This is a genomic window from Pseudomonas sp. 910_23, from assembly GCF_052850795.1.
In genome coordinates, this window is the sequence record NZ_VXCZ01000001.1 from 301831 (window position 1) to 325829 (window position 23999).

28 protein-coding genes are annotated in these 23999 nt (G+C 61.5%); 16 read left to right on the plus strand and 12 right to left on the minus strand.

All coding sequences use genetic code 11. The features are described from left to right. Positions 1-211: 211 nt before the first annotated feature. The 5 genes from FW800_RS01415 (at position 212) to FW800_RS01435 (ending at position 4868) form a co-directional block, all read left to right on the plus strand. Positions 212-1582 carry a glutamine synthetase family protein gene (locus FW800_RS01415; protein ID WP_446436817.1) on the plus strand — a complete coding sequence of 457 codons (1371 nt, stop codon included), beginning with the start codon at positions 212-214 and terminating at the stop codon, positions 1580-1582. A 99-nt stretch (positions 1583-1681) separates the two neighbouring features. Then, a complete protein-coding gene (locus tag FW800_RS01420) occupies positions 1682-2281 on the plus strand; it encodes a class I SAM-dependent methyltransferase (protein WP_005786086.1) in 600 nt (199 codons plus the stop codon). Positions 2282-2403: 122 nt separating this feature from the next. After that, positions 2404-3537 (plus strand): ribonuclease D, encoded by a 1134-nt coding sequence (gene rnd / locus FW800_RS01425; RefSeq protein ID WP_032877242.1) that lies wholly within the window; start codon positions 2404-2406, stop codon positions 3535-3537. After that, positions 3534-3827 (plus strand): YcgL domain-containing protein, encoded by a 294-nt coding sequence (locus FW800_RS01430; protein ID WP_014717482.1) that lies wholly within the window; start codon positions 3534-3536, stop codon positions 3825-3827. Before rnd ends, FW800_RS01430 begins: the two co-directional genes overlap by 4 nt. Positions 3828-3935: 108 nt before the next feature. Continuing rightward, complete coding sequence (locus FW800_RS01435; RefSeq protein ID WP_078820607.1) at positions 3936-4868, plus strand: D-2-hydroxyacid dehydrogenase; 933 nt, start codon at positions 3936-3938, stop codon at positions 4866-4868. A 70-nt stretch (positions 4869-4938) separates the two neighbouring features. Here FW800_RS01435 and FW800_RS01440 read toward each other — a convergent pair whose 3' ends face one another. Continuing rightward, complete coding sequence (locus tag FW800_RS01440; RefSeq protein ID WP_078820608.1) at positions 4939-5532, minus strand: nitroreductase family protein; 594 nt, start codon at positions 5530-5532, stop codon at positions 4939-4941. 154 nt (positions 5533-5686) lie between these two features. Here FW800_RS01440 and FW800_RS01445 point away from each other — a divergent pair, with 154 nt between their 5' ends. Continuing rightward, positions 5687-6136, plus strand: a complete 450-nt coding sequence (locus FW800_RS01445; RefSeq protein ID WP_003172524.1) for a YcgN family cysteine cluster protein — start codon at positions 5687-5689, stop codon at positions 6134-6136. Between the two features lie 14 nt (positions 6137-6150). After that, positions 6151-7371 (plus strand): hypothetical protein, encoded by a 1221-nt coding sequence (locus FW800_RS01450; protein WP_005786096.1) that lies wholly within the window; start codon positions 6151-6153, stop codon positions 7369-7371. 82 nt (positions 7372-7453) lie between these two features. Here the strand turns inward: FW800_RS01450 and FW800_RS01455 are convergent, their stop codons facing one another. The 3 genes from FW800_RS01455 to FW800_RS01465 all read right to left on the minus strand — a co-directional run bounded on the left by FW800_RS01455 (position 7454) and on the right by FW800_RS01465 (position 8875). Beyond that, positions 7454-7804, minus strand: coding sequence for a YgaP family membrane protein (locus FW800_RS01455; protein ID WP_446436818.1), 351 nt, complete (start codon positions 7802-7804; stop codon positions 7454-7456). 67 nt (positions 7805-7871) lie between these two features. Then, the gene (locus FW800_RS01460) at positions 7872-8339 is read right to left on the minus strand and encodes an RNA methyltransferase (protein ID WP_003189607.1); all 468 of its coding nucleotides are present in this window, start codon (positions 8337-8339) and stop codon (positions 7872-7874) included. Positions 8340-8500: 161 nt separating this feature from the next. Continuing rightward, complete coding sequence (locus FW800_RS01465) at positions 8501-8875, minus strand: YajD family HNH nuclease (protein ID WP_005786102.1); 375 nt, start codon at positions 8873-8875, stop codon at positions 8501-8503. 107 nt (positions 8876-8982) lie between these two features. On the opposite strand from FW800_RS01465, the gene FW800_RS01470 reads away from it, so the two are divergent. Continuing rightward, a complete protein-coding gene (locus tag FW800_RS01470) occupies positions 8983-9903 on the plus strand; it encodes a ParB/Srx family N-terminal domain-containing protein (RefSeq protein WP_446436819.1) in 921 nt (306 codons plus the stop codon). A gap of 117 nt (positions 9904-10020) precedes the next feature. On the opposite strand, the gene FW800_RS01475 is transcribed toward FW800_RS01470, so the two are convergent. Then, complete coding sequence (locus tag FW800_RS01475; protein ID WP_032877236.1) at positions 10021-10707, minus strand: spermidine synthase; 687 nt, start codon at positions 10705-10707, stop codon at positions 10021-10023. A gap of 78 nt (positions 10708-10785) precedes the next feature. Between FW800_RS01475 and FW800_RS01480 the strand changes: the two genes are divergently transcribed. Beyond that, on the plus strand, positions 10786-11064 hold the full coding sequence (locus tag FW800_RS01480) for a hypothetical protein (RefSeq protein ID WP_005786107.1): 279 nt from the start codon (positions 10786-10788) through the stop codon (positions 11062-11064). Positions 11065-11112: 48 nt separating this feature from the next. Here FW800_RS01480 and FW800_RS01485 read toward each other — a convergent pair whose 3' ends face one another. Then, on the minus strand, positions 11113-13155 hold the full coding sequence (locus FW800_RS01485; RefSeq protein WP_248128173.1) for a S9 family peptidase: 2043 nt from the start codon (positions 13153-13155) through the stop codon (positions 11113-11115). A 24-nt stretch (positions 13156-13179) separates the two neighbouring features. Between FW800_RS01485 and FW800_RS01490 the strand changes: the two genes are divergently transcribed. The 3 genes from FW800_RS01490 to FW800_RS01500 are packed head-to-tail and all read left to right on the plus strand — an operon-like array spanning position 13180 to position 15069. Next, positions 13180-13707: an MFS transporter gene (locus tag FW800_RS01490; protein WP_446436820.1), complete on the plus strand. Its 528-nt coding sequence runs from the start codon at positions 13180-13182 to the stop codon at positions 13705-13707. A gap of 32 nt (positions 13708-13739) precedes the next feature. Then, positions 13740-14516 carry a class II glutamine amidotransferase gene (locus FW800_RS01495; protein ID WP_032877233.1) on the plus strand — a complete coding sequence of 259 codons (777 nt, stop codon included), beginning with the start codon at positions 13740-13742 and terminating at the stop codon, positions 14514-14516. Between the two features lie 10 nt (positions 14517-14526). Further along, positions 14527-15069 (plus strand): DUF2937 family protein, encoded by a 543-nt coding sequence (locus tag FW800_RS01500; protein WP_005786113.1) that lies wholly within the window; start codon positions 14527-14529, stop codon positions 15067-15069. Positions 15070-15121: 52 nt separating this feature from the next. Here the strand turns inward: FW800_RS01500 and FW800_RS01505 are convergent, their stop codons facing one another. Beyond that, positions 15122-16042, minus strand: a complete 921-nt coding sequence (locus FW800_RS01505) for a LysR family transcriptional regulator (RefSeq protein ID WP_005786115.1) — start codon at positions 16040-16042, stop codon at positions 15122-15124. Positions 16043-16217: 175 nt separating this feature from the next. Here FW800_RS01505 and FW800_RS01510 point away from each other — a divergent pair, with 175 nt between their 5' ends. The 3 genes from FW800_RS01510 to FW800_RS01520 are packed head-to-tail and all read left to right on the plus strand — an operon-like array spanning position 16218 to position 18570. Next, positions 16218-16958, plus strand: a complete 741-nt coding sequence (locus FW800_RS01510; RefSeq protein WP_005786116.1) for a 5-oxoprolinase subunit PxpA — start codon at positions 16218-16220, stop codon at positions 16956-16958. After that, a complete protein-coding gene (gene pxpB / locus FW800_RS01515; protein ID WP_446436821.1) occupies positions 16955-17659 on the plus strand; it encodes a 5-oxoprolinase subunit PxpB in 705 nt (234 codons plus the stop codon). The genes FW800_RS01510 and pxpB overlap by 4 nt, the downstream gene beginning before the upstream one ends. Then, on the plus strand, positions 17656-18570 hold the full coding sequence (locus FW800_RS01520; RefSeq protein ID WP_005786119.1) for a 5-oxoprolinase subunit C family protein: 915 nt from the start codon (positions 17656-17658) through the stop codon (positions 18568-18570). The genes pxpB and FW800_RS01520 overlap by 4 nt, the downstream gene beginning before the upstream one ends. Positions 18571-18677: 107 nt before the next feature. Here the strand turns inward: FW800_RS01520 and FW800_RS01525 are convergent, their stop codons facing one another. Both FW800_RS01525 and FW800_RS01530 read right to left on the minus strand, forming a co-directional pair. Further along, the gene (locus FW800_RS01525; RefSeq protein ID WP_003189625.1) at positions 18678-19856 is read right to left on the minus strand and encodes a vWA domain-containing protein; all 1179 of its coding nucleotides are present in this window, start codon (positions 19854-19856) and stop codon (positions 18678-18680) included. Continuing rightward, positions 19856-20701 (minus strand): AAA family ATPase, encoded by an 846-nt coding sequence (locus tag FW800_RS01530; protein WP_003210690.1) that lies wholly within the window; start codon positions 20699-20701, stop codon positions 19856-19858. Before FW800_RS01530 ends, FW800_RS01525 begins: the two co-directional genes overlap by 1 nt. Positions 20702-20943: 242 nt before the next feature. Between FW800_RS01530 and FW800_RS01535 the strand changes: the two genes are divergently transcribed. Continuing rightward, a complete protein-coding gene (locus tag FW800_RS01535) occupies positions 20944-22404 on the plus strand; it encodes a DUF6538 domain-containing protein (protein WP_446436822.1) in 1461 nt (486 codons plus the stop codon). A gap of 16 nt (positions 22405-22420) precedes the next feature. Here FW800_RS01535 and FW800_RS01540 read toward each other — a convergent pair whose 3' ends face one another. From FW800_RS01540 to FW800_RS01550, 3 genes are read right to left on the minus strand one after another with little or no spacing between them, the layout of a single operon-like run. Continuing rightward, on the minus strand, positions 22421-23395 hold the full coding sequence (locus tag FW800_RS01540) for a hypothetical protein (protein ID WP_446436823.1): 975 nt from the start codon (positions 23393-23395) through the stop codon (positions 22421-22423). A 43-nt stretch (positions 23396-23438) separates the two neighbouring features. Beyond that, positions 23439-23663, minus strand: a complete 225-nt coding sequence (locus FW800_RS01545) for a hypothetical protein (protein WP_446436824.1) — start codon at positions 23661-23663, stop codon at positions 23439-23441. After that, entirely contained in the window at positions 23656-23997 is a 342-nt protein-coding gene (locus tag FW800_RS01550; RefSeq protein ID WP_446436825.1) for a hypothetical protein, read from the minus strand. The genes FW800_RS01545 and FW800_RS01550 overlap by 8 nt, the downstream gene beginning before the upstream one ends. Positions 23998-23999 lie beyond the last annotated feature (2 nt).

Here is a 23999-nt window from a genome sequence, read left to right on the forward strand (position 1 = left end):
GCTCGGGGTTCTCTATTTCTGTGATCCGCACATGGACGGTTGCCCCGACACTCACACTGCGACACTGCCTTCTGCACTTGCGTTCTGGGCCTTGTTCCATTGTCGACACGCGCGCCCGCCAGACACCTCTCTTCTACGTTGATCCATCCCCACGGATGACGCGCACCTGTGCCCATCTGCACCTGCCCGGCCCAAACGTATGAGAATTACCATGAGTGTCTTTGCCCGCCTGCACGAAGCCCGAACCTTCCTTGAGCAGAACCCCGACATTGAGATGTTCGAGCTGTTTATCCTCGACAACAACGGCGTACCCCGCGGCAAGCTGCTGCACCGCGACGAACTGCTGGCGGTGTACGAAACCGGTCGGCCACTGCCCAGCACCATTCTCGGCCTGACCATCAATGGCGATGACGTAGAAAACTCAGGGCTGGTGTGGGAAGTCGGCGATATCGACTGCCGCGCCTACCCGATCAGTGGCAGTTTGCAGCGTATGCCCTGGCGTTTGATCCCCACCGCGGCGGTGCAAGTCAGCATGCACCCCACACAAGGCTTGCCCGCCACCGTGGCCGACCCTCGGCATTTGCTCGCCAAGGTCATCGATGCACTCAAAGCCGATGGCTATTACCCAGTGATGGCGGCAGAGCTGGAGTTCTACCTGCTCGACCAGAAGCCCGACGGCAACGGTCGTCCGCAACCGGCGCGGGATAAGGACGGTAATCGCCCGCGTTCGACCCAGGTCTATGGCCTGCGCGAACTGGAGCAGATCGAGCCGTTTCTCGCCGACCTTTATAGCGCCTGCAAGCTGCAAGGTATTCCGGCGCGAACGGCCATCTCCGAGTACGCCCCGGGCCAGGTGGAAATTACCCTTGAACATCGCACTGATGCTTTACAGGCGATGGACGAAGCGGTGCGCTACAAACGCCTGGTCAAGGGCGTGGCCCACAAGCACGGGATGGCCGCATGTTTTATGGCCAAGCCGTTCGACGACCTGGCCGGCACCGGTATGCATATGCACGTCAGCCTGGCCGATGCCCAGGGCAATAACCTGTTCGCCAGCGAGGCGGCTGATGGCACGCCGCTGCTGCGCCAGGCGGTGGGCGGGATGCTGAGTACGTTGCTCGATTCGCTGCTGATGTTCTGCCCCAACGCCAACTCCTATCGGCGTTTCCAAACCAACAGCTATGCACCCCTGGCTGCCACCTGGGGCGTGGACAACCGCACCGTCAGCCTGCGCGTGCCCGGTGGCCCGGCCAGTTCCCGGCATATCGAGCACCGCATCTGCGGCGCCGATGCCAACCCTTATCTGGCGGCCGCCGCGATCCTGGCCGGCATCCATCGCGGCATTCGCGAGCAACGCGACCCTGGCGCCCCGGTGGAAGGAAACGGTTATGCCCAGGCCAAGGAGCTGTTGCCCACTGACTGGCTGACCACCCTGCGTGCGCTTGAGGCTTCACGATGGGCAAAGGATGCGTTTGGCAGTGAATTCCTTGGTGTTTACCTGGCAGTCAAACGTGCCGAATATCGCCAGTTCATGGGCGAGGTCGGCGAGCAGGATTGGCGCTGGTACCTGCATCAGGCGTGACGGAGTGTACGGTGGCGGCTTTCGACCTTTTTTTCACGTTGCAGTGGTTAAGCTGGGAATCAAGGTCGTTCACTACCGTTTTACCCACATGAGCCCGTGATGTCGCCACAACCTCCATCCCCCATCGAGACTGAATTCACCGAGCGCTGTGACCGTGAGCATGCCAGGGTGTGCGGTGATCCGCGTCCGCCAAGGCTGTTGCAGCGCTTGGCCGCGTGGCGGGATGCGCGGCTGGTACGCCATGCGCTGAAGGTCGCGGGTGAGCCAGGGCTTATCCTTGACCTGGCCTGTGGTTCGGGGCGGTTCTGGCCGGTGCTGGCCGAGCACGTCAACCGGGTGATCCTCGCCTCTGACAACTCCCAGGCCATGCTCGACCACGCGCGCACCCATCACCCGGGCACGTTGCTCAAACGTGTCAAAACCTTCCAGGGCTCGGCGTTTTCGATTGGCCTTTCGGCGAACGCGGTGGACTGTATTTTCTGCCTGGAGTTGTTTCGCCATGTGCCCAGCAGCGATGTGCGATTAATGTTGTTGCGCGAGTTTCACCGCGTCAGCCGCGACACGGTGATTGTTTCCGTAAGCGCGGGTACACCGGTAGAGGATGAGTTTCGTCAGGCGGGCTTCAAGGTTCTGAATTACCAGGAGTTCCTGCCGGGCTCCAAACTGTGGTGTGTGTACGTCCTGCGTAAGAGAGGATAACTCCCATATGTCGGACTATTCTTCATCTCCTGTCGGAGTTTTCATGATGGTGTGTGCACTACGGATGCTCGCAAGCCCCTTTCGCGATATATACTGCGCGCCATTCTTCAAGGGAGAGCCGTGTGGCCATCGATATTCACTGGATCTGCGACAACGATAGCCTCGGCCAGCATTGCGCCCAATGGCAGCAGTTGCCATTCGTCGCCCTCGACACCGAATTCATGCGGGTCGACACCTTTTACCCTATTGCCGGGCTGATCCAGATCGGTGATGGCGTACGCGCTTACCTGATCGACCCCCTGACCATCGACAACTGGCAACCCTTGGCCGCTTTGCTGGAGAACCCGGCGGTGATCAAGGTGGTGCACGCCTGCAGCGAAGACCTGGAAGTGCTGTTGCGCCTGACCGGCAGCCTGCCGGCACCGTTGTTCGACACCCAGTTGGCCGCGGCTTACCTCAACCTCGGCTTTTCCATGGGCTATTCGCGCCTGGTGCAAGCCGTGCTGGATATCGAGCTGCCCAAGGGCGAAACCCGTTCGGACTGGCTGCAGCGGCCATTGTCCGAGACGCAGGTCAGCTACGCCGCCGAAGACGCGGTGCACCTGGCCGAGGTCTATATTCGCCTGCGCCCGCAGCTATCGGATGACAAGTACGCCTGGGTCCTGGAAGACGGTGCCGAACTGGTGGCCAACCTGCGCCGCGAAATCGACCCTTTCGAGGTGTACCGCGACGCCAAGCTGGCGTGGAAACTGTCCCGTGCCCAACTTGCCGTGCTGCGTGAATTGTGCGCCTGGCGCGAGCAGCAGGCCCGCGCCCGGGACCTGCCGCGCAACCGCATCATCCGCGAGCATTCGCTCTGGCCGTTGGCCAAATCCCAGCCGGATAACCTGGCCGCGCTGGGCAAGATCGAAGACATGCACCCGCGTACCGTGCGTCAGGACGGCCAGTTCCTGCTGGACCTGATCAAACGTGCCGGTAGCGTGCCGATGGACCAATGGCCTCCCGCCGTGGCCGAACCGTTGCCGGTGGACGCCGCCGCGCTGATCAAGCAACTGCGCGCCCTGGGCCAGACGTTCGCCGAGCGCCTGGAGATGGCGCCGGAACTGATGCTGCGCAAGAAAACCCTCGAAGCCCTGGTCAAAAGCGGCTACCCCGATGGGCCTTACCAATTGCCAGACTCGCTGCGTGGCTGGCGCCGCGAGTTGATGGGCCAGGCGCTGCTCGACAGCCTGGCCAATGCCGGAGAACAGCCTTGAAACGTATTTGTTCCATCTACCGCAGCAAGAAAAAAGACGGCATGTACCTCTACGTGCTCAAAAGCGATGCCCTCGAGCGCGTGCCCGAGCCGTTGATGGAGGCCTTCGGCAAGGCGCATCACGCGTTTGACATGGTGCTGACGCCGGAGCGCAAGCTGTCGCGCGAAGACATCACCGTGGTGCTGGAAAACCTCGACAAACAGGGCTACCACCTGCAAATGCCGCCGGCCGAAGACGAGTACATCGAGCACTTGCCCGAAGAGTTGCTGCGCCGCAACGACCCGATGTGATCGATCAGTGCCCGTGTCAGGGCACAGGCTTTAAATGGAATCGTATTAGACGACGGTGGCCGTAAGGATGCGGGCGGCCGTCTGCATTGTTTTTGAAAGGTTTGAACCATGCGTGTTCTGATTGCTGAACAGGATCACCCGCTCTACGCCCAACTGCTCAAGGAGGCCGCCCCGGACCTTGACGTGCTGACCAGCGGTGACTCGGCCGAACTCTCGCGCCTGGCCGCCGATTGCCCGGTGTGGCTGGGCCAGCCCGATCTGCTGGCGACGCTGCTGCGCCAGGGCCATCAACCGCAGTGGTTGCAATCGACCTGGGCCGGTATCACGCCGCTGCTGGCCGATGGCTTGCCCCGCGACTATCGCCTCACCCGTGCAGTCGGCATCTTTGGCCAGGTCATGGCCGAGTTTGTCCTCACCTATATGCTGGGCCATGAGCGCGAAGTGCTGGCGCGCCTGGTCAGCCAGGTCGAGCGCAAGTGGGACAACCGCATGGGCCAGAGCCTGGCGGGGCGCAAGGCGCTGATTGTCGGCACGGGTGATATTGGCAAAAGCGTGGCTGATTTCCTGGTGCCCTTTGGCGTCAAGCTGTACGGCATCGCCAGTACGGCGCGGGAACAGGCACCCTTTATTGAAGTGGCCGGGCTCGATCAGTTGGGCCGCTTGGTGGGCGAGGTCGATTACGTGATCAACCTGCTGCCCAATACCCCGGACACCCATGACGTGTACAACGCGGCGTTGTTCAAGCAATTCAAGTCGACGGCGCTGTTTATCAACGTCGGGCGCGGCGTGGCGGTGGTGGATGCCGACCTGGTCGAGGCCCTGAAAGAAGGGCATCTGGCCGGCGCGGTGATCGACGTGTGCCGTCAGGAGCCGTTGCCGCAACGCCACCCGTTCTGGACCGCGTGGGGTTTGCTGTTGACTGGGCACAGCTCGGCACCGACTTCGCCGTCGATGATGGTGGCGTTGTTTGTGCAAAACGTGCGCGCCTACCAGGCCAAGCAAGCGCTGCGCGGCGAAGTGGACTTCGACCGGGGCTACTGATCCTTGGCCATGCATCAATCTAAAATGTGGGAGGGAGCAAGCCCCCTCCCACATTGAAGTTGCACTAGGCTTACAGGCTGAAGTCGCCCTCGGACACCAGTTCAGTCAACGGCTTGCGCGGGCTCGGCGCTTCACGGCCTTGCAGGTATTGCGGCAGGTTCGACTTGTCCCCCAGCTTACCCACCGCTACGGCCGCGTGCAGCGCATAGCCTTGTGGAATCTTCAGCTCTTTGCGGGTCAGCTCCTGATCGAAACCGGCCATGCCGTGGGTGTGCCAGCCGCTGAGGCTGGCTTGCAGCGCCAGGTGGCCCCAGGCCGAGCCGGTGTCGAAGGTGTGCCACAGCGCCGGGGTTTCTTCTGTAGCGCCGGGGGCGATGAAGTCGGTTTTCGACGCGATGATGACCAGGGCCGACGCATGCTGCGCCCAATTGCGGTTGAACTCATTCAGCAGGCCCAGGAAACGCTCCCAGTCCGGCGTGTCCCGGCGGGCGTAGAGAAACCGCCACGGCTGCGAGTTGTACGCCGAGGGTGCCCAGCGTGCGGCTTCGAAGAAACTCAGCAACGTCTCTTGCGGGATGCTTTCGCCAGTAAAGGCGCGGGGCGACCAGCGTTCGGTGAATTGGGTATGGATCGGGTAATCGGCAACGCGTGGGTTATCGCTCATGGACAGATCCTGATGAAAAAAGCCGGGGTTCAAAACTACTGCGCCAACCCAGGCCTGACAAGTCTTGCACCACCGTCAGTCGTAAGCGCTTGGCCGTAACGGGCTTGGGCACTAGACTGGCGGCCTTTTCACCTTCTGATACTGATGTAGAGCCATGGCCGCCAAAGTCGAACCTTTCTGGATACGCAAAACCCTTGAGCACCTCGACCAGGAGGAGTGGGAGTCGTTGTGCGACGGCTGCGGCCTGTGCTGTCTGCAAAAGCTTGAGGATGAAGACGACAACAGCGTCTATTACACGCGTATCGCCTGCAAACTGCTCGACCTGAAAACCTGCCAGTGCACCGATTACCCCAATCGCCGCGCTTCGGTGCCGGACTGTATCCAGCTCACGCCCGGCCAGGCCGATCAGTTCAAATGGCTGCCGCCAACCTGCGGCTATCGTCTGGTCAGCGAGCGCAAGGATTTGCCGCTCTGGCACCACCTGGTCTGCGGCGATCGCGACGCCGTGCACCATGAACGCATTTCCCAGTCCGGGCGCATGCTCAGCGAAGGCAGCGTGCCAGAGGACGACTGGGAGGATTACCTGATCTTCCGTGCAGGCTGAACAAAGGAGTGTGTATGAAGGTGGCAGCCAAGTTGGCAGCGGCCCTGGTATTGCTGGCGCTGAGCGGGCCAGGCTGGTGCGCTAAGAAGGTTGACCTGGATTATCACGTCAAGCTGCTGCCCCAGAGCGAGCAGGCCGAGGTGCGCGTCAGCCTGTCCCAAGGCTCGGCGGTGCGCAGCCTGGACTTTGACCTGGGCCGCAGTGGTGATTACAGCGACTTCAAGGCCGACGGCCAATGGCAAGTCACGGGCAGCCGTGGTGTGTGGCAGCCCAGCGCCGACAAGGCCAGCCTGACCTACCGCGTGCGTCTGACCCACGCGCGCAAGCCGGGCACCTTTGACACGCGGGCCACGCCCAATTGGGCATTACTGCGTGGTGAAGACCTGGTGCCCGCTGCGCGCCTGGACCAGCAAGATGGCATTGAATTGGTCTCGCGCCTGATGTTCGAACTGCCCGCGGGCTGGAAGAGCGTCGAAACCGCCTGGCCGCGCATTGGCAAAAACAAATTCCGCATCGACAACGTGTCCCGCCTGTTCGATCGCCCCACCGGCTGGATGCTCGCCGGTAACCTCGGCAGCCGTCGCCTGCGCCTGGGTGAAACCGAGGTCACCGTGGCCTCGCCAAAGGGGCAGGGCATGCGCCGCATGGACGTGCTGACGCTGCTGACGTTCGTCTGGCCGCAGGTGGACGCTGCGTTCCCACGCCATCCCGCCAAATTATTGATCGTCGGCGCGAGTGACCCGATGCGCCGCGGAGCCTGGGCGTCGCACGATTCGATCTACCTCAACAGCCGTACGCCACTGGTCAGCGAAAATGGCAGCAGCCCGTTGCTGCGCGAGGTGGTGCAGGCCATCGGGCGCTTCAACGACCACGACAGCAGTGACTGGATCAGCGAGGGCCTGGGGGAGTATTACGCGATTGAACTGGTGCGACGTGCGGGGGGCCTCACCGATGAGCGTTATGCGGCGATCCAGGCGCGCCTGGCCAAAGAAAGCAAGGCGGTCACCACGCTGAGGGGCGAGCAAATCGGCAGCGCTGGTGTAGCGCGGGCAGTATTGGTGTTGCAGGACCTGGACCGCGAGATCCGCGTGAAGACCCACAACAAGCGCTCCCTGGATGATCTGGCGCAGGCGGTGATGCGGGTGAACAGCATCAACACCAAAGAGTTCGTTCAGTTGGCTGAAAGCGTAATCGGCGAATCGTCGGTGGTACTGGATAGCAAGCTGCTGCGCTGATCCCAAGCCCTGTGCAATTCAAAATGTGGGAGGGGGCAAGCCCCCTCCCACATTTGAATCTCCAGCATGTCCAAGACTTAGGTCAGGCTTTGGATTTTACAGCCTTCTCAGCCGCCACTTCCGCCTTGGTCTTCAAATTCTTCAATTCTTCTCCGGCCCGCTCGATCTTCGTGCGCACGCTGTTCATTTCCTGGCGACCCTGCTCCAGCTTGTCTTTGAGCGAACTGTGCCCGGTAAAGCCACGGGCCAGTGCCACGCCGCCAATCGCCACCTGGATCAGCCCGAAAATCCCGCCGCGGCGCAGGCCTTTGCCGACCATCATCACGCCGCCCGCCACCGAGCCGATGCGCTCCCAGCCATGCACGTTCTGGGTAGGCTGAGGCTTCAACGGTGTGGCTTCGATGATAGGTTGCAAGATTTTGCTGTCGCTCATGATCTGTCTCCAACAAGGGCTAGTGTTACTAGCTGACTGCGCGCAGGTGCCGGATGTTCCCGCAGAATCAGTACTTGGGGCCCGAACGGGTGTTGTTGCCCTTGGCCAGGCGGTCGTAGAGCACCACATTGACGGTGGCTGCCAGGTTCATGCAGCCCGTGGTGGGGATGTACACCACATCTTCGCACCAGTCGCGGATCTCCTTGTCCAGGGAACCGTCCTCGGGGCCGAAGATATACAGCGCGCGGTCGGGGTGGGTGTATTCAGGCAGCGGGCGGGCGCCTTCCACCAGTTCCACGGCAACCGGGATGCAGCCCAGGGGCAGGATCTTCTTCAGGTCGTCGATGCCGATCAGCGGAATGTCGTGGTGGACCTTCTTGGTGTCGGTGATGAAATCCCGGGCGCGCTCGTAGCGCACGCCGGTGTAGAACACCGAGGCCACGCCGTAGCAACCGGCGGCACGCATCACCGAGCCGACGTTTTCGGGGGATTTTGGGTTATACAGACCGATGCAGCTGTAGCGTTTATTGCCCACGGGGAAGGGTGCCTTGGAGAAAAACGGCGATTATACGGCCTGGGGGTATGCGGTGCTTGGGCGATCGTCATCGCAGGCAAGCCCGGCTCCCACAGGGGAATGCATTCCAAATGTGGGAGCTGGCTTGCCTGCGATGAGGCCAGTACAGACAAGGACGATCTTCAGTCGTCTTTCTTCATCAACCCCGCCAGCGCCGCAAACGGATTGTGCGTCGCCTTGGCAATGCTCGGGCTGCTGGTGGAGCCTTCGCCGAAATACTGCTGGTCGGTGTAGCGCGAGTGTTCGTTGTCGTGGCAGTACAGGCACAGCAATTCCCAGTTGGAGCCGTCCTGGGGATTGTCATCATGATTATGGTTGCGGTGGTGTACGGTCAGTTCACTCAAACGCTTGCCGGCGAATTCACGGGCGCAGCGGCCGCACACGTGGGGGTACATCTTCAAGGCTTTGTCGCGGTAGCCCATTTCGCGGTCGCGCTGGGCGTCGGCGAGGATGCGGTCCAGCTTGGCGGTGTGGGAGGGCGGGTTGGTCGAGCTCATCATGGCTCCTGGCTATTTGGTGGTTCACGGATAAGGTTGATTCTAGCCGCTTACGCTGAAAATCACCCCTAGGGATTGCTTCACTGACTGATAAGGATTTGAAATTTATGCGTCTGTATTCATGGACTCTCGGGCTTGTGCTGTGTGTGGTTGCCGCTCAAGCCCAGGCGTTGTCGACGCCACAACCCGGGCAGGTGATCAAGGTGGCCCTTGAGCAATTGCACCCCACCCAGGCCGTGGTGGGTTTCGACCAGATCTACTATAGCCTTGGGCTGTTCGCCGACAAGCCGGCCAAGGCTTTCGATGAATACTGCGAAACCAACGGTCAGGGCGAAGCCGACCAGGTGCCAAAAAACGCCGAGCTGCTAAGGCCCGACAGCTTTACCTGCAAGCACCCGGTGGGCACCTACCCCGAGGAGATGAAAACCGTGGTGGTCGGCCCCGGCGGCCAGCTTTACCTGACCGATGGTCATCACAGCTTCACCACCCTGTGGGAAACGCCCGGCGCCGGCCCGCGTTTGAAAATGTGGGTCAAGGTCACCGACGACTTCAGTGCCAGCCCCAATCTCGCCACGTTCTGGCAGCGGATGGAAGCGGCCCGCAAGGTCTGGCTCAAGGACAATCTGGGCCAGGCGTTGCCAGCGGAGCAACTGCCGGCGCACCTGGGCTTCAAGAACCTGCAGGACGACACGTTCCGCAGCCTGGTGTATTTCACCCGTAAGGCCGCGTACGGCAAGCCAAACGAGGGTGCGATTGCGCCGGAATTTCTGGAGTTCTACTGGGGCAACTGGCTGCGCACGCAGATTGATCTGGGCCAGTACAACCTGAACAAGAAGGGCGGCTACAAGGATGCCATCGAGGCTGTCGCCAAGCGCATGGTCAGCCTGGCGCCGGGGGCAATGGTCGGCGACAGCGGTTTCACTGCCCGGCAGTTGGGCGGTATGACCCAGCTGGATCAAAAGGAGTTGGAAAAGACCTTCGATAAAAAAGTGCCGTACGTGATCGATTACCGCAAATCCAGAGACTGAAGCAGTACCAAATGTGGGAGGGGGCTTGCTCCCGATAGCAGTGTGTCTGTTAAGGATAGGCAAGCTGACACACCACTATCGGGAGCAAGCCCCCTCCCACATTTGACCGATGGTGATTCAGCCCTTGAGCTTTTCTGCAATCCAGATGGTATGCCGCGTGCCTTTATTGCCATGGGCGAACACCTGAACCTCTTCAGCCTTGAAGCCGGCCTTGCGCAGTTTGTCGCTGAACAGCTTATCGGCACTGGCCGACCACACGGCGAGCACGCCCTTGGGCCGCAGGGCTTTGGCGCAGGCGGCCAGGCCACCGGCGGAATACAGCCAGCTGTTGGCCTTTTGCGTAAGCCCCTCGGGACCGTTGTCGACGTCAAGCATGATCGCGTCGAAGCCCTGGGGCTCGGCCTGTAGCACCTTGGCCACATCTTCCAGACGAATCACCGTGCGCGGGTCCTGCAAGGGGCACCCGGATTTTTCTCCCAGTGGCCCACGGTTCCATTCCACGACGCCCGGCACCAGTTCGGCCACCACCACTTCGGCAGTCTTGCCCAAATGCTTGAGTGCTGCGGCCAAGGTAAAGCCCATGCCCAAGCCGCCGATCAGCACGCGTGAGTTCGGGCGACCGGCGACCTTGCGGCAGGGAATCTCCGCCAGGGCGTCTTCGGAACCGTGCATGCGCGTGTTCATCAACTGGCCGCCGTCACCGCCCTGGATCTTGATGACGAAGTCCTCGCCATACTCGAACAGGCACAAGGCGCCGCCGTTGTCGGGGATCGGAGTAGTGTCCAGCAGAACGAAACGTTTCATGGAAATCTCATTGGGAAGGGCATTCTTGCGCAGTTGGGAGTAGCCTTAAGGGATTCCGGTCAGGCCATGGAGCCATCGATGAAGTGCAGCATTCTAACGGTCATTGTATTGAGCGCGCTCATATCCGCTGCGGCGCAGGCTCAGGAGTTGCAAACCGTACCGGTCGCGCCCGCACCAACCCCAGGCGCGCCGGGCACGCCGACCCCGACGTTGTACCCTCAAGTCAGCCCGCCCGCCACGCCCAAGACGAACGGTACGCCACCGTTGGTGCCCATCGTGTTGCCCACGCCGCCCAAGGACCAGACTGTCCCCGGCTTGCAGCAGAACGACAGCAAGCCGAAGACGCCCGGCGGTTAAAACAGTCAAGGCGGTCCTGCGTTCAGACAGGACCGCTCCATCAAGTGCTTAGATCAGCCCGAGCGCCTTGAACACGAACGCATATTCGAGCGCTACGTCACGCAATCCCTGGTAGCGCCCGCTCATGCCGCCATGGCCGGCGCCCAGCTCGGTCTTGAGCAGTAACAGGTTGTCTGAAGTGGCGGTATCGCGCAGCTTGGCCACCCACTTGGCGGCCTCCCAATACTGCACGCGGCTGTCGTTGTAGCCGGCAATCACCAGCATGGCCGGGTACGCCTGGGCGCTGACGTTTTCGTATGGCGCGTAAGCCTTGATGCGCGCATACACTTCGGGTTCCTCGGGGTTGCCCCATTCGTCGTACTCGGTGATGGTCAGCGGTAGCTCCGGATCGAGCATGGTGTTGAGCACATCGACAAACGGCACTTCGGCAATCGCCGCCTGGAACAGTTCCGGGCGCTGGTTGAGCACCGCGCCAATCAACAGGCCGCCGGCACTGCCGCCACTGATCGCCAGTTGCCTGGAAGTGGTCAGCCCCTCGGTGATCAGGTGTTCGGCGCAGGCGATAAAATCGCTGAAGGTATTCTGTTTGTGTTCCTGCTTGCCGTTGCGGTACCAGGCTTCACCCAGCTCACCGCCGCCGCGCACATGGGCGATGGCAAACGCGACCCCTCGGTCCAGCAAGCTCAGGCGTGCGTGGGAGAACCATGGGTCCAGGCTTGAGCCGTAGGCACCGTAGCCGTACAGATACAGCGGGGTGGGTTTACCCAGTTGATCACGCTTGACCACCAGGCTGATGGGCACTTGGGTGCCGTCGGCAGAGGTGGCCCACAGGCGCTGGCTGACGTAGTCGTCGGCGTTGAATGTGCCGAGTACCGGGGTTTCCTTGAGCACCACCTGCGCGCCGCTTGCCAGCTCTAGCTGACGCACCTGGGCGGGACGGTTCAGGGCCTCATAGCGTAGGCGGATGTTGTCGCTTGGAAATTCCAGGCTGTTTTGTACGTAGAGGCTGTAGGCGGCGTCGGGTAATTCCACGCGATAAGCCGGTACACCCTCGGGGTGCACCTCGATGACCGGCAGGCCGCCGATGCGCAGGCTCAATGTCATGGCGCTGGCGTTCAGGCTCACGCCGTCGAGCATGACTTCGTCGCTGTGAGGGATCAGGTTCTGCCAGTCGGCCTCGGTAGGCGGCGTACCGGTATCGGCGGCGAGGTAGAGCGCGTAGTTGATGCCGTCGCGGTTGCTGCGAATAAACCAGGCCCACTCGCCGTTACGCTTGCCGTGGTCGACATCGTATTCGTGGTCCTCGACGCGCGGCGCCAGGCAGGTGAAGGCCAGGTGCGGCTGATCGGCATCCAGCGCCCAGATTTCACTGGTGGTCTTGCTGCCCAGGGCCAGTAGCAGTTGGCGCTCGGAGCTGGAACGGTAGCAGTGCAGGAAGAAACGGCCATCGGGCTCGTGGAACACTTCCTGCGCCGCCGTACCGTCCAGACGGTAGCGATACAGCTTGTGCGGGCGATGGGTGTCGTCCAGTTCGCCGAAGAACAGCGTCAGGCTGTCATTGGCCCAGGTCATGCTGCCGTCGCAGTTGTCGAACGCCAGTTCGCTGACCTTGTCGGTGGCCAATTCCTTCACGTACAGGGTGTAGATCTCTTCACCGCTGGTGTCGAGGCTGTAGGCCAGGCGCTGATGGTCGGGGCTGATGCTGAACGCGCCGAGGGAGAAAAAGCCGCCATTGGCCAAGACGTTCGGGTCCAGCAGCAGTTCTTCGCTGCTCTCGTCCACCTGGTTGCTGTCATCGGCCGGGCGGCGGCAGCGATAGTGGCGTGCGTATTCGTCACCGGCGGTGGTGCGGGTGTAGTACAGGTACGGGCCCCAGGGGGAGGGCAGGGACAGATCGGTTTCGAGGATGCGGCCCTTGATCTCTTCGAACAGCGTTTCGCGCAAAGCCTGCTGGTCGGCGAGTTGGGCTTCCTGCCAGGCGTTTTCCGCCTTGAGGTAATCGAGCACTTCAGGGGTGTCGCGCTCCTGCAGCCAGGCGTAGGGGTCTGCGCCTGGGGCCTTGCGGGCAATCGGAGCGGTGGAAATAGGCATGGATAATTCCCTATCTGGCGGACGGTGGCCGGCATTGCAGCCGCGACACGCAAAAGCCGTTATCATAGCCGCCTCTTTGCCAGCCTTGCCATGGACACCATGACCGAGAACGACTATCTGACCGCTTGGGGCCTCTACGCCTTCGCCGCTTTGGGCTGCCTGTTAGTGTGGTGGCGCATGACCCGCTGGGTCTGGCGCTGGCTGCGCGAGCCGCTGCAATTGCTGATGGCGGTGCTGTTACTGAGCCCGACCATCGTCGACCCGGTCAAGACCCAGTTTGCGCCGGCCGTGGCCATTACTGCCCTGGACCTGGTGCTCAAGGTCGGCAACAACGCCTGGCGGGCGATCTCCGATCTGTTCATGTACACGATGATCGTGTTTGCCCTGTACATCGTGTTTGTGCTGATCCGCTGGCCCATCGAACGCGCCGCCGGCGCTCGCCGTGAGCGCAAGGCTGCTGCAGATGCCGCCTTGGCCGCCGAGCCGGAAGACGACGAACCGTTCCGTCGCCCGGCACCTGCCGGTGGCATGCGGGTCGAGCCGCGCCTTTAAACGTTGACTGCCCCTGCAGCGAGAGCCCTGGCATGTGTGAATTATTGGGCATGAGTGCCAACGTCCCCACCGATATCGTATTCAGCTTTACCGGGCTGATGCAGCGCGGTGGGCGTACCGGCCCGCACCGCGACGGTTGGGGCATCGCCTTCTATGAAGGCCGTGGCCTGCGCCTGTTCCAGGACCCGGCCGCGAGCAGTGAGTCTGAAGTGGCGCTGCTGGTGCAGCGCTACCCGATCAAGAGCGAAGTGGTAATCGGCCATATCCGCCAGGCCAATGTGGGCAAGGTCAGCCTGGCCAATACCCATCCGTTCGTGCGCGAGCTGTGGGGCCGCAACTGGTGTTTTGCCCATAACGGCCAGTTGGCCGACTTCCACCCGCGCGCCACGTTCTACCGCCCGGTCGGCGATACCGACAGCGAAGCGGCCTTCTGTGACCTGCTCAACCGCGTGCGCGAAGCCTTCCCTGAGCCTGTGGACATCGAGCAAGTGCTGCCGGACCTGATCGCCGCCTGTGCCGAATACCGCAGCAAGGGCGTGTTCAACTGCTTGCTCAGCGACGGTGACTGGCTGTTTTGCTACTGCTCGACCAAGCTGGCGCAGATTACCCGGCGCGCGCCGTTTGGCCCCGCTCGCTTGAAAGATGTCGACGTGATCGTCGATTTTCAGGCCGAAACGACGCCCAATGACGTGGTAACCGTCATCGCCACTGAACCTTTGACCGACAACGAAAACTGGACCCGCTACGAACCGGGCCAATGGAGCCTGTGGCGACGCGGTGAATGCGTCAGCCAGGGCGTTACCGAATAAGGAATCGACCATGTTGCTCAGCTATCTGCGGTTGGTGCTGTTTGCCATTGGCTTGTTGGTCGGCGTGCAAGTGCCGGGGTTTATCAACGATTACGCCAAGCGCGTCGAAGCCCACCTGATCGAGGCGCAGACTGGCTTGCGCGGCTTTGAGTCCACCGCGCAGCAGTTCTTCAACGGGGACATGCAAGCGCTGGTGGCGCATTACCGCGCCAGCGATGACCCGGTGTTCCAGAGCGACGCCAGCAGCCTGGGCGCGATGCTTGATCGCCAGCTTGAGTTGGACAAGCAATTCCAGGCCATGCAAGGCCCGTGGTACATCCGCGCCCTGCAAGTGGCCGTAGCCGCCGACCCGGATATCCGCCTGGAAACCTGGAATGGCTACAGCTACCAGATTCTGCTGACGCCCGAAGCCATGGGCTGGGGCTTGGGCGGGGCGATGCTGTTGTCGTTCGGCATCGAGTGCCTGTATCGCCTGATCGACTGGGTAGTGCTGGGTGGCCGGCGCTTGCGCCAGAGCCGGCCGATCGAAGAGCGGGACTTGAAGGGCCTATAAGTCAGGGCCGACTCGGTCCAATGTGGGAGCTGGCTTGCCTGCTCCCACAGTTTTAATCGGGTTTATGCAGTTGCATGCGTTCTGCACCGACTTCCTCGGCATAGCGCGCCACCACCTTCTGGCACAGCCCCACAATTTCCTCCACCAACTCCACCCCCACGCGCCATGACACCACCACCTGCAAGTTCGGCAGGCGCTGTGCCATCGGCAGCATCACCAATTCCCCCCGCGCCAGCTCTTCACTGACCAGCACCGGCGGCAGGGCACCGATGCCGAAGCCGTCACGCAACAATCGCGTAATTGCCGACACCGAGTTCACACAGTTCATTCTGGGCGCGGCCACGCCATTGGCCTGCATCAGGCTCAGCACGTCCTGATGCGGGTGGGAGTTTTTCGAGTAGGTGATGATGCGCTCCTGGGCCAGTTCGGCGAGGGAGGCGTAGTCACGGTTGTAAATCGAGTGGCTGGCGACGATCCAGGCCATGGGATGGCTGGCCAGTTCCAGGCTGCGCACGGTTTCCAGGCGCAGCAGGTCGGTTTGCAGGATCAGGTCGAGAAAACCTTTTTGCAACTGATCGCTGAGGTTCAGCGCGGTATCGGCGACCAGCTCGATTTCCACCAGCGGGAACAGCTTCATCAGTTCTGCCACCAGCGGGCTGAGCCAGGTGTGGATCACCGTGTCCATCGCGCCGATCCGAATGCGCCCGACCTTGCTGCTGGTGGTCTCCAGGGACTGTTTCAAACCCTGCATGGTCACCATCATTTGCTCGGCATAATCGAGCACCTTCAAGCCTTCCGGTGTCAGGCTCACACCCCGGGAGTCACGCAGGAACAGCTTCACCCCCAGCTCGCTTTCGAGCACGGCGATGCGGCTGGAAATCGAGGCCTGGGTGGTGAACAGCTTTTCGGCAGTCAGGCGAAAGCTCTTGAGCTTGGCCACCCAGACGAAGGTTTCGAGGAACTTCAAATTCATGGGATCAACTTTTTCTTATGCATGGATCGGTTTTTATTAGTTGGACGTCGCACCGGGCAAGCGCCAAAAATCGAGCCGTTCCACGATAAGCGTCGTTGGGGTGCCAGGACAAGTTGCGAGTTCTGTGTAATAAATCCCACACTACAAAAAAACAAAACCTACAGGAGCGACCACCGTGAGCCGCCTGCTACTGAACTGCGACATTGGCGAAAGCTTTGGCAACTGGACCATGGGTCTGGACGCCGAAGTCATGCCGTTCATTGATTGCGCCAACGTGGCCTGCGGCTTCCATGCCGGCGACCCGAGCATCATGCGCAAGACCGTCAGCCTGGCGTTCAAGCATGGCGTGCAAGTGGGCGCTCACCCGGCCTATCAAGACCTGCAAGGCTTTGGCCGACGGTCAATGAACTACACGCCGCAGGAAATCCAGGATCTGTTGCATTACCAGATCGGTGCGCTGGACGGCATCTGCCGGGTCCAGGGCGGACGCGTCAGCTACGTGAAACCCCACGGTGCGATGTACAACGACATGATGGCCAACCCCGCGCAGTTGCGTGCGGTGATCCAGGCCGTGGCCGCCTACGGCGACCTGCCGCTGATGCTGCTGGCTACCCGTGACAACAGCGCCGCCCAAGCTGTGGGTGACGAATACGGTGTGACCCTGTGGTTCGAAGCCTTTGCCGATCGCGCCTACGACAGCAAGGGCCATCTGGTTTCCCGCCAGTTGCCCGGCGCGGTGCACCACGACAGCGACACTATCGTGCAGCAGGCCCTGACCATTTCCCGTGGCGCGGCATTGGTCGCCAGCGACGGCAGCCCGTTGGCCTTGCAGGCCGATACCTTGTGCGTGCATGGCGACAACGCCAGCTCGGTGGCCGCGGTGCAGCGTATCCGCCAAGCGTTGCAGACAGCATGAAGCCACGCATTGAAGTGGTGGCCATCGACTGCCTGATGGTGCGTCTGTTTGAGGTGATTGCCGAGGCCAACATGCCGTGGATGCTCGCTGCCACGCAGCGTTTGCGCGCAGAGTTCGGCACGGCGCTGGTGGATCTGGTGCCGTCCTACACCACCTTGATGGTGCATTACGACCTCAGGGAGCTGACCCCGACACAGGCTCGGGAGCTGATCGACCTTGCGCTCACGGACCTGCAACCCCAGGCCCAGGGCAGCGGCCAGTGCCATGTGCTGCCGGTGTGGTACGACCTGAGCGTCGGCCCGGAGTTGACCCTGTTGTCCCAGCGCAGCGGGCAGACGGTAGAGGACGTGATCCGCCGCCACAGCGCCCATGAATACCAGGTGTTCGCCCTCGGTTTCGCCCCAGGTTTTGCCTTTATGGGCTTGGTGGATGAAAGCCTCGCCACCCCACGGCTCAACACGCCGCGCAAACGCGTGACCGCTGGCAGCGTCGGCATTGCTGAACGGCAAACTGCTGCGTACCCGGTGGTGTCGCCGGGCGGCTGGAACCTGATCGGCCGCACCCCGGCCAAACTCTTCGACCGTGAGCGCGACGGCTACAGCCTGATGCAGCCCGGCGACACGGTGCGCTTCGCCCCGGTCAGCCACACCGAATTCGTCAACCTGGGTGGCGATGACACGCCGTTGGAGGCGCAGGCATGAGCCGCTTGATGATCGAGGCCAGCACGCCGCTGTGCCTGTTGCAGGACGCCGGGCGTTTTGGCGTGCGCCACCTGGGTGTAACCCAGGGCGGCGCACTGGATTGGGTGTCAATGTCCTGGGCCAACTGGCTCCTGGGCAATGCCCTGGATGCGCCGGTGGTGGAGATCACCCTGGGTGGTTTTACCGTGCAGGCCGAGGATTATTGCCTGTTGGCACTGGCCGGTGCAGACCTGGGCGCCTATATCGATGAGCGCGCCATAAGCCCCGGTCGCAGTTTTATCCTGCAAAAGGGCCAGCGACTGCGCTTCACCCAGCCGTTCAATGGGGCACGCGCTTATCTGGCGGCGCCCGGTGGGTTCGATGCCCCGACTGTACTTGGCAGTTGTGCCACGGTCGTGCGCGAAGCGTTGGGCGGGGTGGACGGTTTCGGCAAGGCATTGGCCGAAGGCGGGCGGTTGGCTTATTCCGGTACGGGCGGTGCAATGAAGGTGCTGGCCAAGCCGGAGTTGCAATCCGGTGCCTCACTGGACGTGATTATCGGCGCGCAGATCGGCCAGTTCAGCGGGCAGAGTTTATTCGACGCCTTCAACACCGAATGGGCGCTGGACAGCCGCGCCGACCGCATGGGGATGCGCTTGCTCGGCACGCCGTTGCAGTACCAGGGGCCGTCGTTGATTTCCGAAGGGATTCCGTTGGGCGCGATCCAGGTGCCCCCGGATGGGCAGCCGATTGTGTTGCTCAATGACCGGCAGACCATCGGCGGTTATCCGCGGCTGGGCGCGTTGACGCCTTTATCCTTGGCGCGGCTGGCGCAGTGTTTGCCGGGGGAGAAGGTGCGGTTGGCACCGGTGGTGCAGGAGGCGGCGCATCGGCAGCACACCAAGTTTTTGCAGCGGTTTGCCGATCGCTAAAAGCATCGCAGGCAAGCCAGCTCCCACAGAGGAATGCATTCCAACCTTGAAATGCAGTCAACATGTGGGAGCTGGCTTGCCTGCGATGAGGCCGGTCAAAACACCGCCTATTTCGAGAGAAAACGCATACCTTCTTCCAACCCGCGCAACGTCAGCGGGTACATCTGATCCTCCACCAGCTCCCGCACAATCCCCGTCGAGGCCGTATAGCCCCAGGTATCTTTCGGGTAGGGGTTAATCCATATCAGCTTCTTGTACTTGGCCATGAAGCGCTGCATCCACACATACCCCGGCTCCTCGTTCCAATGCTCGACGCTGCCGCCGGCCTGGGTGATTTCATAGGGCGCCATGGCCGCATCGCCGATGAAGATCACTTTGTAGTCGGCGCCGTACTTGTGCAGCAGGTCCTGGGTGGACGTGCGCTCCGAAGTGCGACGCTGGTTGTTCTTCCACACTGACTCGTACACAAAGTTATGGAAGTAGAAGTACTCCAGGTGCTTGAACTCGGTCTTGCACGCCGAGAACAGCTCTTCGCAGATTTTCACGTGGGCATCCATCGAACCACCAATGTCGAACAGCAACAACAGCTTGATGGTGTTGCGCCGCTCGGGGCGCATCTGGATATTCAGCAGCCCGGCATCGCGTGCGGTGTGGTCGATGGTGCCGTCGATATCCAGCTCTTCGGCCGCACCCTGACGTGCAAACTTGCGCAGGCGGCGCAGGGCGATCTTGATGTTGCGCGTGCCCAGTTCCACCTGATCGTCGAGGTTCTTGTACTCGCGCTGATCCCAGACTTTCACCGCCTTGCCCTGGCGCTTGCCGGCGTCACCGACGCGAATGCCTTCGGGGTTGTAGCCACCTGAACCGAACGGGCTGGTGCCGCCAGTGCCGATCCATTTGTTGCCGCCGGCATGGCGTTCTTTCTGTTCTTCCAGGCGTTTCTTGAATTCCTCGATCAGCTTGTCGAGGCCGCCGAGGGACTGGATCTGCGCGCGTTCTTCATCGCTCAGCGAACGTTCGAATTCCTTGCGCAGCCACTCTTCGGGGATCAGCGCCTGCAAATGGTCATCGAGTTTTTCCAGGCCATTGAAATAGGCACCGAAGGCACGGTCGAACTTGTCGAAATGCCGCTCGTCCTTGACCAGTATCGCCCGGGCCAAGTAGTAGAACTCGTCCATGTCAGCGAAGGTCACGCGCTGTTTCAGCGCGTTGATCAGGTCCAGCAGCTCGCGTACCGACACCGGCACCTTGGCCGCACGCATTTCATTGAACAGGTTGAGCAGCATCAGCGATTACCGCGGCGGCTCATGAACGCCAGCCGTTCCAGCAATTGCACATCCTGCTCGTTTTTCACCAAAGCGCCGGCCAGCGGCGGGATGGCCTTGGTCGGGTCGCGCTCGCGCAGCACCGCTTCGCCAATATTGTCGGCCATCAGCAGCTTGAGCCAGTCGACCAGTTCGGACGTGGAAGGTTTCTTCTTCAGGCCCGGAACCTTGCGCACATCGAAGAACACGTCCAGCGCTTCGCTGACCAGGTCTTTCTTGATGTCCGGGTAGTGCACATCCACGATTTTTTGCAGGGTGGTGCGGTCGGGGAAGGCGATGTAGTGGAAGAAGCAGCGGCGCAGGAATGCATCCGGCAGCTCTTTTTCGTTGTTGGAGGTAATGATGATGATCGGGCGCTTCTTGGCCTTGATGGTCTCGTCGATTTCGTAGACGTAGAACTCCATTTTGTCGAGTTCCTGCAACAGGTCGTTGGGGAACTCGATGTCGGCCTTGTCGATTTCGTCGATCAGCAGGATCACCCGCTCCTCGGACTCGAAGGCTTCCCAGAGCTTGCCCTTTTTTAGGTAATTGCGCACGTCGTGAACCTTGTCCACGCCCAACTGCGAGTCGCGCAGGCGGCTCACTGCGTCGTACTCGTAGAGGCCCTGATGCGCCTTGGTGGTGGACTTGATGTGCCAGGTGATCAACTTGGCACCGAAGGATTCGGCCAGTTGCTCGGCAAGCATGGTCTTGCCAGTGCCCGGTTCGCCCTTGACCAGCAATGGCCGCTCCAGGGTGATGGCGGCGTTGACGGCCAGTTTCAGGTCATCGGTAGCCACATAGGCCTGGGTGCCTTCGAACTTCATCGGTCATTCCTCGGATTCATCAATGCCCCGACTATACCCCGCAGCCCCGGCGACTGTGAACGCAGACGGGGCATTCAGTCTCTGACTCGTTGGTACACTTTCAAACTGTCGAGTCGTCGGCAGGCCAGGTAGAATAAGGCTTGCAGCGGTTCGGTCGTGTGACACATGGCGGTGTATTCAGCGCTTGTATGTGCCCCGCGACACCACCACATGACCGTACCACGTGCCCCGGAGAATTCTGAATGTCCTATTTGTCCCGCCGTGAGGGGCGTTATCACTATCGCCGCCGCTTCCCGCTACCAGTTGCTGAACTGCTGGGCCGCTCTGAATACCGCAAAGCCCTAGGCACCGCCGACCGCGCAGAAGCCCTGCGCCTTGCCCGGCAGGTGTCAGTAGAGTTTGACCGCATCTGTAGCGAAGCCCTGGCGCCTGTGGCTAACGATCCAGCCGAGCGCAGTGCGTCGGTCCCGGTTGATCCCCGTGCCGTCCTGGCAAGCCTACAGGCCGTGGTCGAGCGGGTAACACTCCGTGCTGTTACAGACATGGCGCCAGGGGCGAAGCTGGTAACGCGGAACTGGCAGACCGAACTGGATTGGCAGAAGCGGGCGTACACAATGGCCGCGCAGGGGATGCCGCCGCCTGGGATGGAAGCCGTTCACCCACTCGAATCAATGGCCGCTGTGCGGGCGCTGGAAGCTCTGGAGCGCGGTGAGCCGCCAACCCTTGGCACTGGCATTCCTGGCCCGGTGGATACGCCTGTGGAGCAGGTCAGCCAGCATGGCGATAGGCGTACCGCCCAACAGTTCGCCGTGGCTCTGGACGGCTATTGCGAGCGTGTCAGCGCAGGCCGAGTGGGGATCATGCGCAAGCTCTGCAATGACGTTCTACGCTGGCCCAGCACCCCGGCGCAGCAGGTGCAACGGATCATGGTCTACGCCGAGGGCAAGCTAGCTGGCGGTGGCAAGGCGTCGTCAGTCCACACTCAGGCAGCGGGGATGATAACGATTCTACGGGAGGTGCCAGGATGGGAAGGGATCAGCCTACCGAAGCAGGGCGCAGTAGCTAGGGCCATCCGTGCAGGTGGTGCACTCCAGAAGAACGCCCGCGACCCAATGCCGTTAGCCGTGGTGGCCCAGGTGCAGGCCGCCCTGGACGCCCGTGGGGATGCTGTAGACGCGGCAGCAATGCGTCTGCTTGTCCGGTACGGTGTGCGACCCCTGGAGCTGTTGAGCGAAGGCCCAGCGGCATTGACCATGCGGGAGGACATCGTGGGCAACAGGGAACAGGTATTCCAGGCTGGCCTATCTGGTGCCAAGAACGCAGCCAGTCGTAGGGATTTGCCTGTGGCTGCGGAGGACGTTCCGCTGTTCAAACTGGTGCTGTCAGGCTTCGGTGATGGCAGCACAGCGGAGAGAGGAAGACGGCGCGTTACGCGGTTGAGTCGTGCGGTTAGTGCGGCCTTGCTCAAGATACCAAACCTCAAGGGACAGCTCAGTCTGTACAGCGCAAGGCATACGGCAGCGGATTTGCTCAGGGCAGCAGGTGCGAGTGAGGCAGAGGTGGGCGGTATCCTTGGGCACACCCAGGCCGGGAACAAACACACTGGTGTTTATGGTGGAACGGCTCCACTCACACGACAGCGGGAACTGCTGGCCGGAGTCCGGGAGCGGCTCGACAAGCAAAATACCCCACAAGCCAATTAGGCAAGCGGGGTAGGGTTTAGTACGTGGTCACAGCGGACTTGCCGAAGTCACGTAGACGGCGCTCCGCAACAGTCATACCGCCGTTCTCCACGGTGCCGGTGAAGGCGTGGTCTACGGCACCCAGGCGAACGTCGATCTTCGATTGCAGTGCGGCCAAGGCTTTGCCATCAGCAGCCACAAGGGCAGTGTGCGGCAGCAGGCCCGATGCATTCGATTGGACCGCCTCGCGGTAGACCACGACGCCATCAGCATTGGCACCCAGGACGACGGAGCCGAAGCGCAGCCCAGCTTCCTGCATGGACGCGCCTTCGATAGCGTCCGGGAAGTAGCTGTATAAAGCCATGGCGGCAGCCAGCTCAACGTCGCCCAGGTCCAGAGACAAGGCGTCGATCTTGGCAGCTTTGAGAACCATCAGACCACGGCCTGCTGCCATAACAGGCACTCCCGCTTGAGCCGATGCGTTCAGCTTCTCGCGGACGTGCAGGTCGATACCCAGCGCCGCCATGGTCTTGTTCGGAGCAGCAGCAGCCTCGGCCATTACTTCAGCGCCTACGACCTTCGATACCGACAGGACGGCGGTGATGTCAGAGAACCATTCGGCCACCTTGGCCGACAGTGCCTCGGTGTTCGCGTTGGTCGCTCGGGTGTATCGAGTCACGGTGTCGAGGTGCTGGTTACGATCTTGCTCAAAGGCGAACAGCTGGGGGAGGTCACTGAAGGCGAAGCCACGGTTGCTCATGGTGGTCAGCACAGACATGAACTCATGCTCGACATCATCGCGGCTGGTCTTCTTGGAGTCAGCACGTTCATCAGATGTGAACAGGTCCGTCATCGTGGTGATGCCTTTGCGCAGCTCTTGCAGGTTGGCCGGGGCGGTCGGGTATTTAGTGGTTGGGACTTCGACCAGATTCAAGGGGACGGCAGCCTTGAGCGCATCGAACAATGCGACGGCGTTAGCGGATTTGCGGGCAGCAGCGAATTTACGAGTCATGGGGTTTCTCTCTATATAAAAAGGGATTGTTTGGGTCGGTTGGCTAAGGGACTTTGATGCCGCTAGAAGTGGGGACCACGTCCGTGTCAGTGCGGAAGTTGAGGAAGCCTGAAGCAGGTGGGCTGTCCAGGGACTGCATTGAGGCGCTGGTGGCTAGCGCGGCCAGCCGACCCAGCCGGGCGTCGTCCGTGGCCTTCGCGGCTTTCGCCTGCATGTCGGCGTAGATGCGCTCGACGTTGAGTTGTGGGGTACTGCGATCATCAAGCAAGGCCGTACTCCGATAGCAGGTCTTTCTTGGTCGGGGCAGCGGTGGGGCGGGCCGCACGCTCGGCGGTCTTCGCATGAAAGCCAGCTACCAGAGCGGCGGTCTCTTTGTCCTTGTCGTCGTCATCGACGTGGCGCATCGTCTCCAGCAGTTTCAGCAATGAAACGTTGGCGGATACCTGGGCAGCATCGACAGGCACGTCGTTCTCAGCGCACCACTCCAGCTTCTTGCGGGACGCGGCCAGTGTCTCAGCCAGCAGCGCCAGCCCCTCGGCGTGGACATCCAGAGGTTTACGTTTACGGCGACGGCTAGTTGGTGCGGTAGTTTGGTCAGACATTG

Bases quoted from the DNA above. Each gene is read 5' to 3' on its own strand.
- FW800_RS01415 (WP_446436817.1), top strand. From the start codon at position 212: ATGAGTGTCTTTGCCCGCCTGCACGAAGCCCGAACCTTCCTTGAGCAG.
- FW800_RS01420 (WP_005786086.1), top strand. From the start codon at position 1,682: ATGTCGCCACAACCTCCATCCCCCATCGAGACTGAATTCACCGAGCGC.
- FW800_RS01435 (WP_078820607.1), top strand. From the start codon at position 3,936: ATGCGTGTTCTGATTGCTGAACAGGATCACCCGCTCTACGCCCAACTG.
- FW800_RS01440 (WP_078820608.1), bottom strand. From the start codon at position 5,532: ATGAGCGATAACCCACGCGTTGCCGATTACCCGATCCATACCCAATTC.
- FW800_RS01445 (WP_003172524.1), top strand. From the start codon at position 5,687: ATGGCCGCCAAAGTCGAACCTTTCTGGATACGCAAAACCCTTGAGCAC.
- FW800_RS01450 (WP_005786096.1), top strand. From the start codon at position 6,151: ATGAAGGTGGCAGCCAAGTTGGCAGCGGCCCTGGTATTGCTGGCGCTG.
- FW800_RS01455 (WP_446436818.1), bottom strand. From the start codon at position 7,804: ATGAGCGACAGCAAAATCTTGCAACCTATCATCGAAGCCACACCGTTG.
- FW800_RS01465 (WP_005786102.1), bottom strand. From the start codon at position 8,875: ATGAGCTCGACCAACCCGCCCTCCCACACCGCCAAGCTGGACCGCATC.
- FW800_RS01470 (WP_446436819.1), top strand. From the start codon at position 8,983: ATGCGTCTGTATTCATGGACTCTCGGGCTTGTGCTGTGTGTGGTTGCC.
- FW800_RS01475 (WP_032877236.1), bottom strand. From the start codon at position 10,707: ATGAAACGTTTCGTTCTGCTGGACACTACTCCGATCCCCGACAACGGC.
- FW800_RS01480 (WP_005786107.1), top strand. From the start codon at position 10,786: ATGAAGTGCAGCATTCTAACGGTCATTGTATTGAGCGCGCTCATATCC.
- FW800_RS01485 (WP_248128173.1), bottom strand. From the start codon at position 13,155: ATGCCTATTTCCACCGCTCCGATTGCCCGCAAGGCCCCAGGCGCAGAC.
- FW800_RS01495 (WP_032877233.1), top strand. From the start codon at position 13,740: ATGTGTGAATTATTGGGCATGAGTGCCAACGTCCCCACCGATATCGTA.
- FW800_RS01500 (WP_005786113.1), top strand. From the start codon at position 14,527: ATGTTGCTCAGCTATCTGCGGTTGGTGCTGTTTGCCATTGGCTTGTTG.
- FW800_RS01505 (WP_005786115.1), bottom strand. From the start codon at position 16,042: ATGAATTTGAAGTTCCTCGAAACCTTCGTCTGGGTGGCCAAGCTCAAG.
- pxpB (WP_446436821.1), top strand. From the start codon at position 16,955: ATGAAGCCACGCATTGAAGTGGTGGCCATCGACTGCCTGATGGTGCGT.
- FW800_RS01520 (WP_005786119.1), top strand. From the start codon at position 17,656: ATGAGCCGCTTGATGATCGAGGCCAGCACGCCGCTGTGCCTGTTGCAG.
- FW800_RS01525 (WP_003189625.1), bottom strand. From the start codon at position 19,856: ATGCTGCTCAACCTGTTCAATGAAATGCGTGCGGCCAAGGTGCCGGTG.
- FW800_RS01530 (WP_003210690.1), bottom strand. From the start codon at position 20,701: ATGAAGTTCGAAGGCACCCAGGCCTATGTGGCTACCGATGACCTGAAA.
- FW800_RS01535 (WP_446436822.1), top strand. From the start codon at position 20,944: ATGTCCTATTTGTCCCGCCGTGAGGGGCGTTATCACTATCGCCGCCGC.
- FW800_RS01540 (WP_446436823.1), bottom strand. From the start codon at position 23,395: ATGACTCGTAAATTCGCTGCTGCCCGCAAATCCGCTAACGCCGTCGCA.
- FW800_RS01550 (WP_446436825.1), bottom strand. From the start codon at position 23,997: ATGTCTGACCAAACTACCGCACCAACTAGCCGTCGCCGTAAACGTAAA.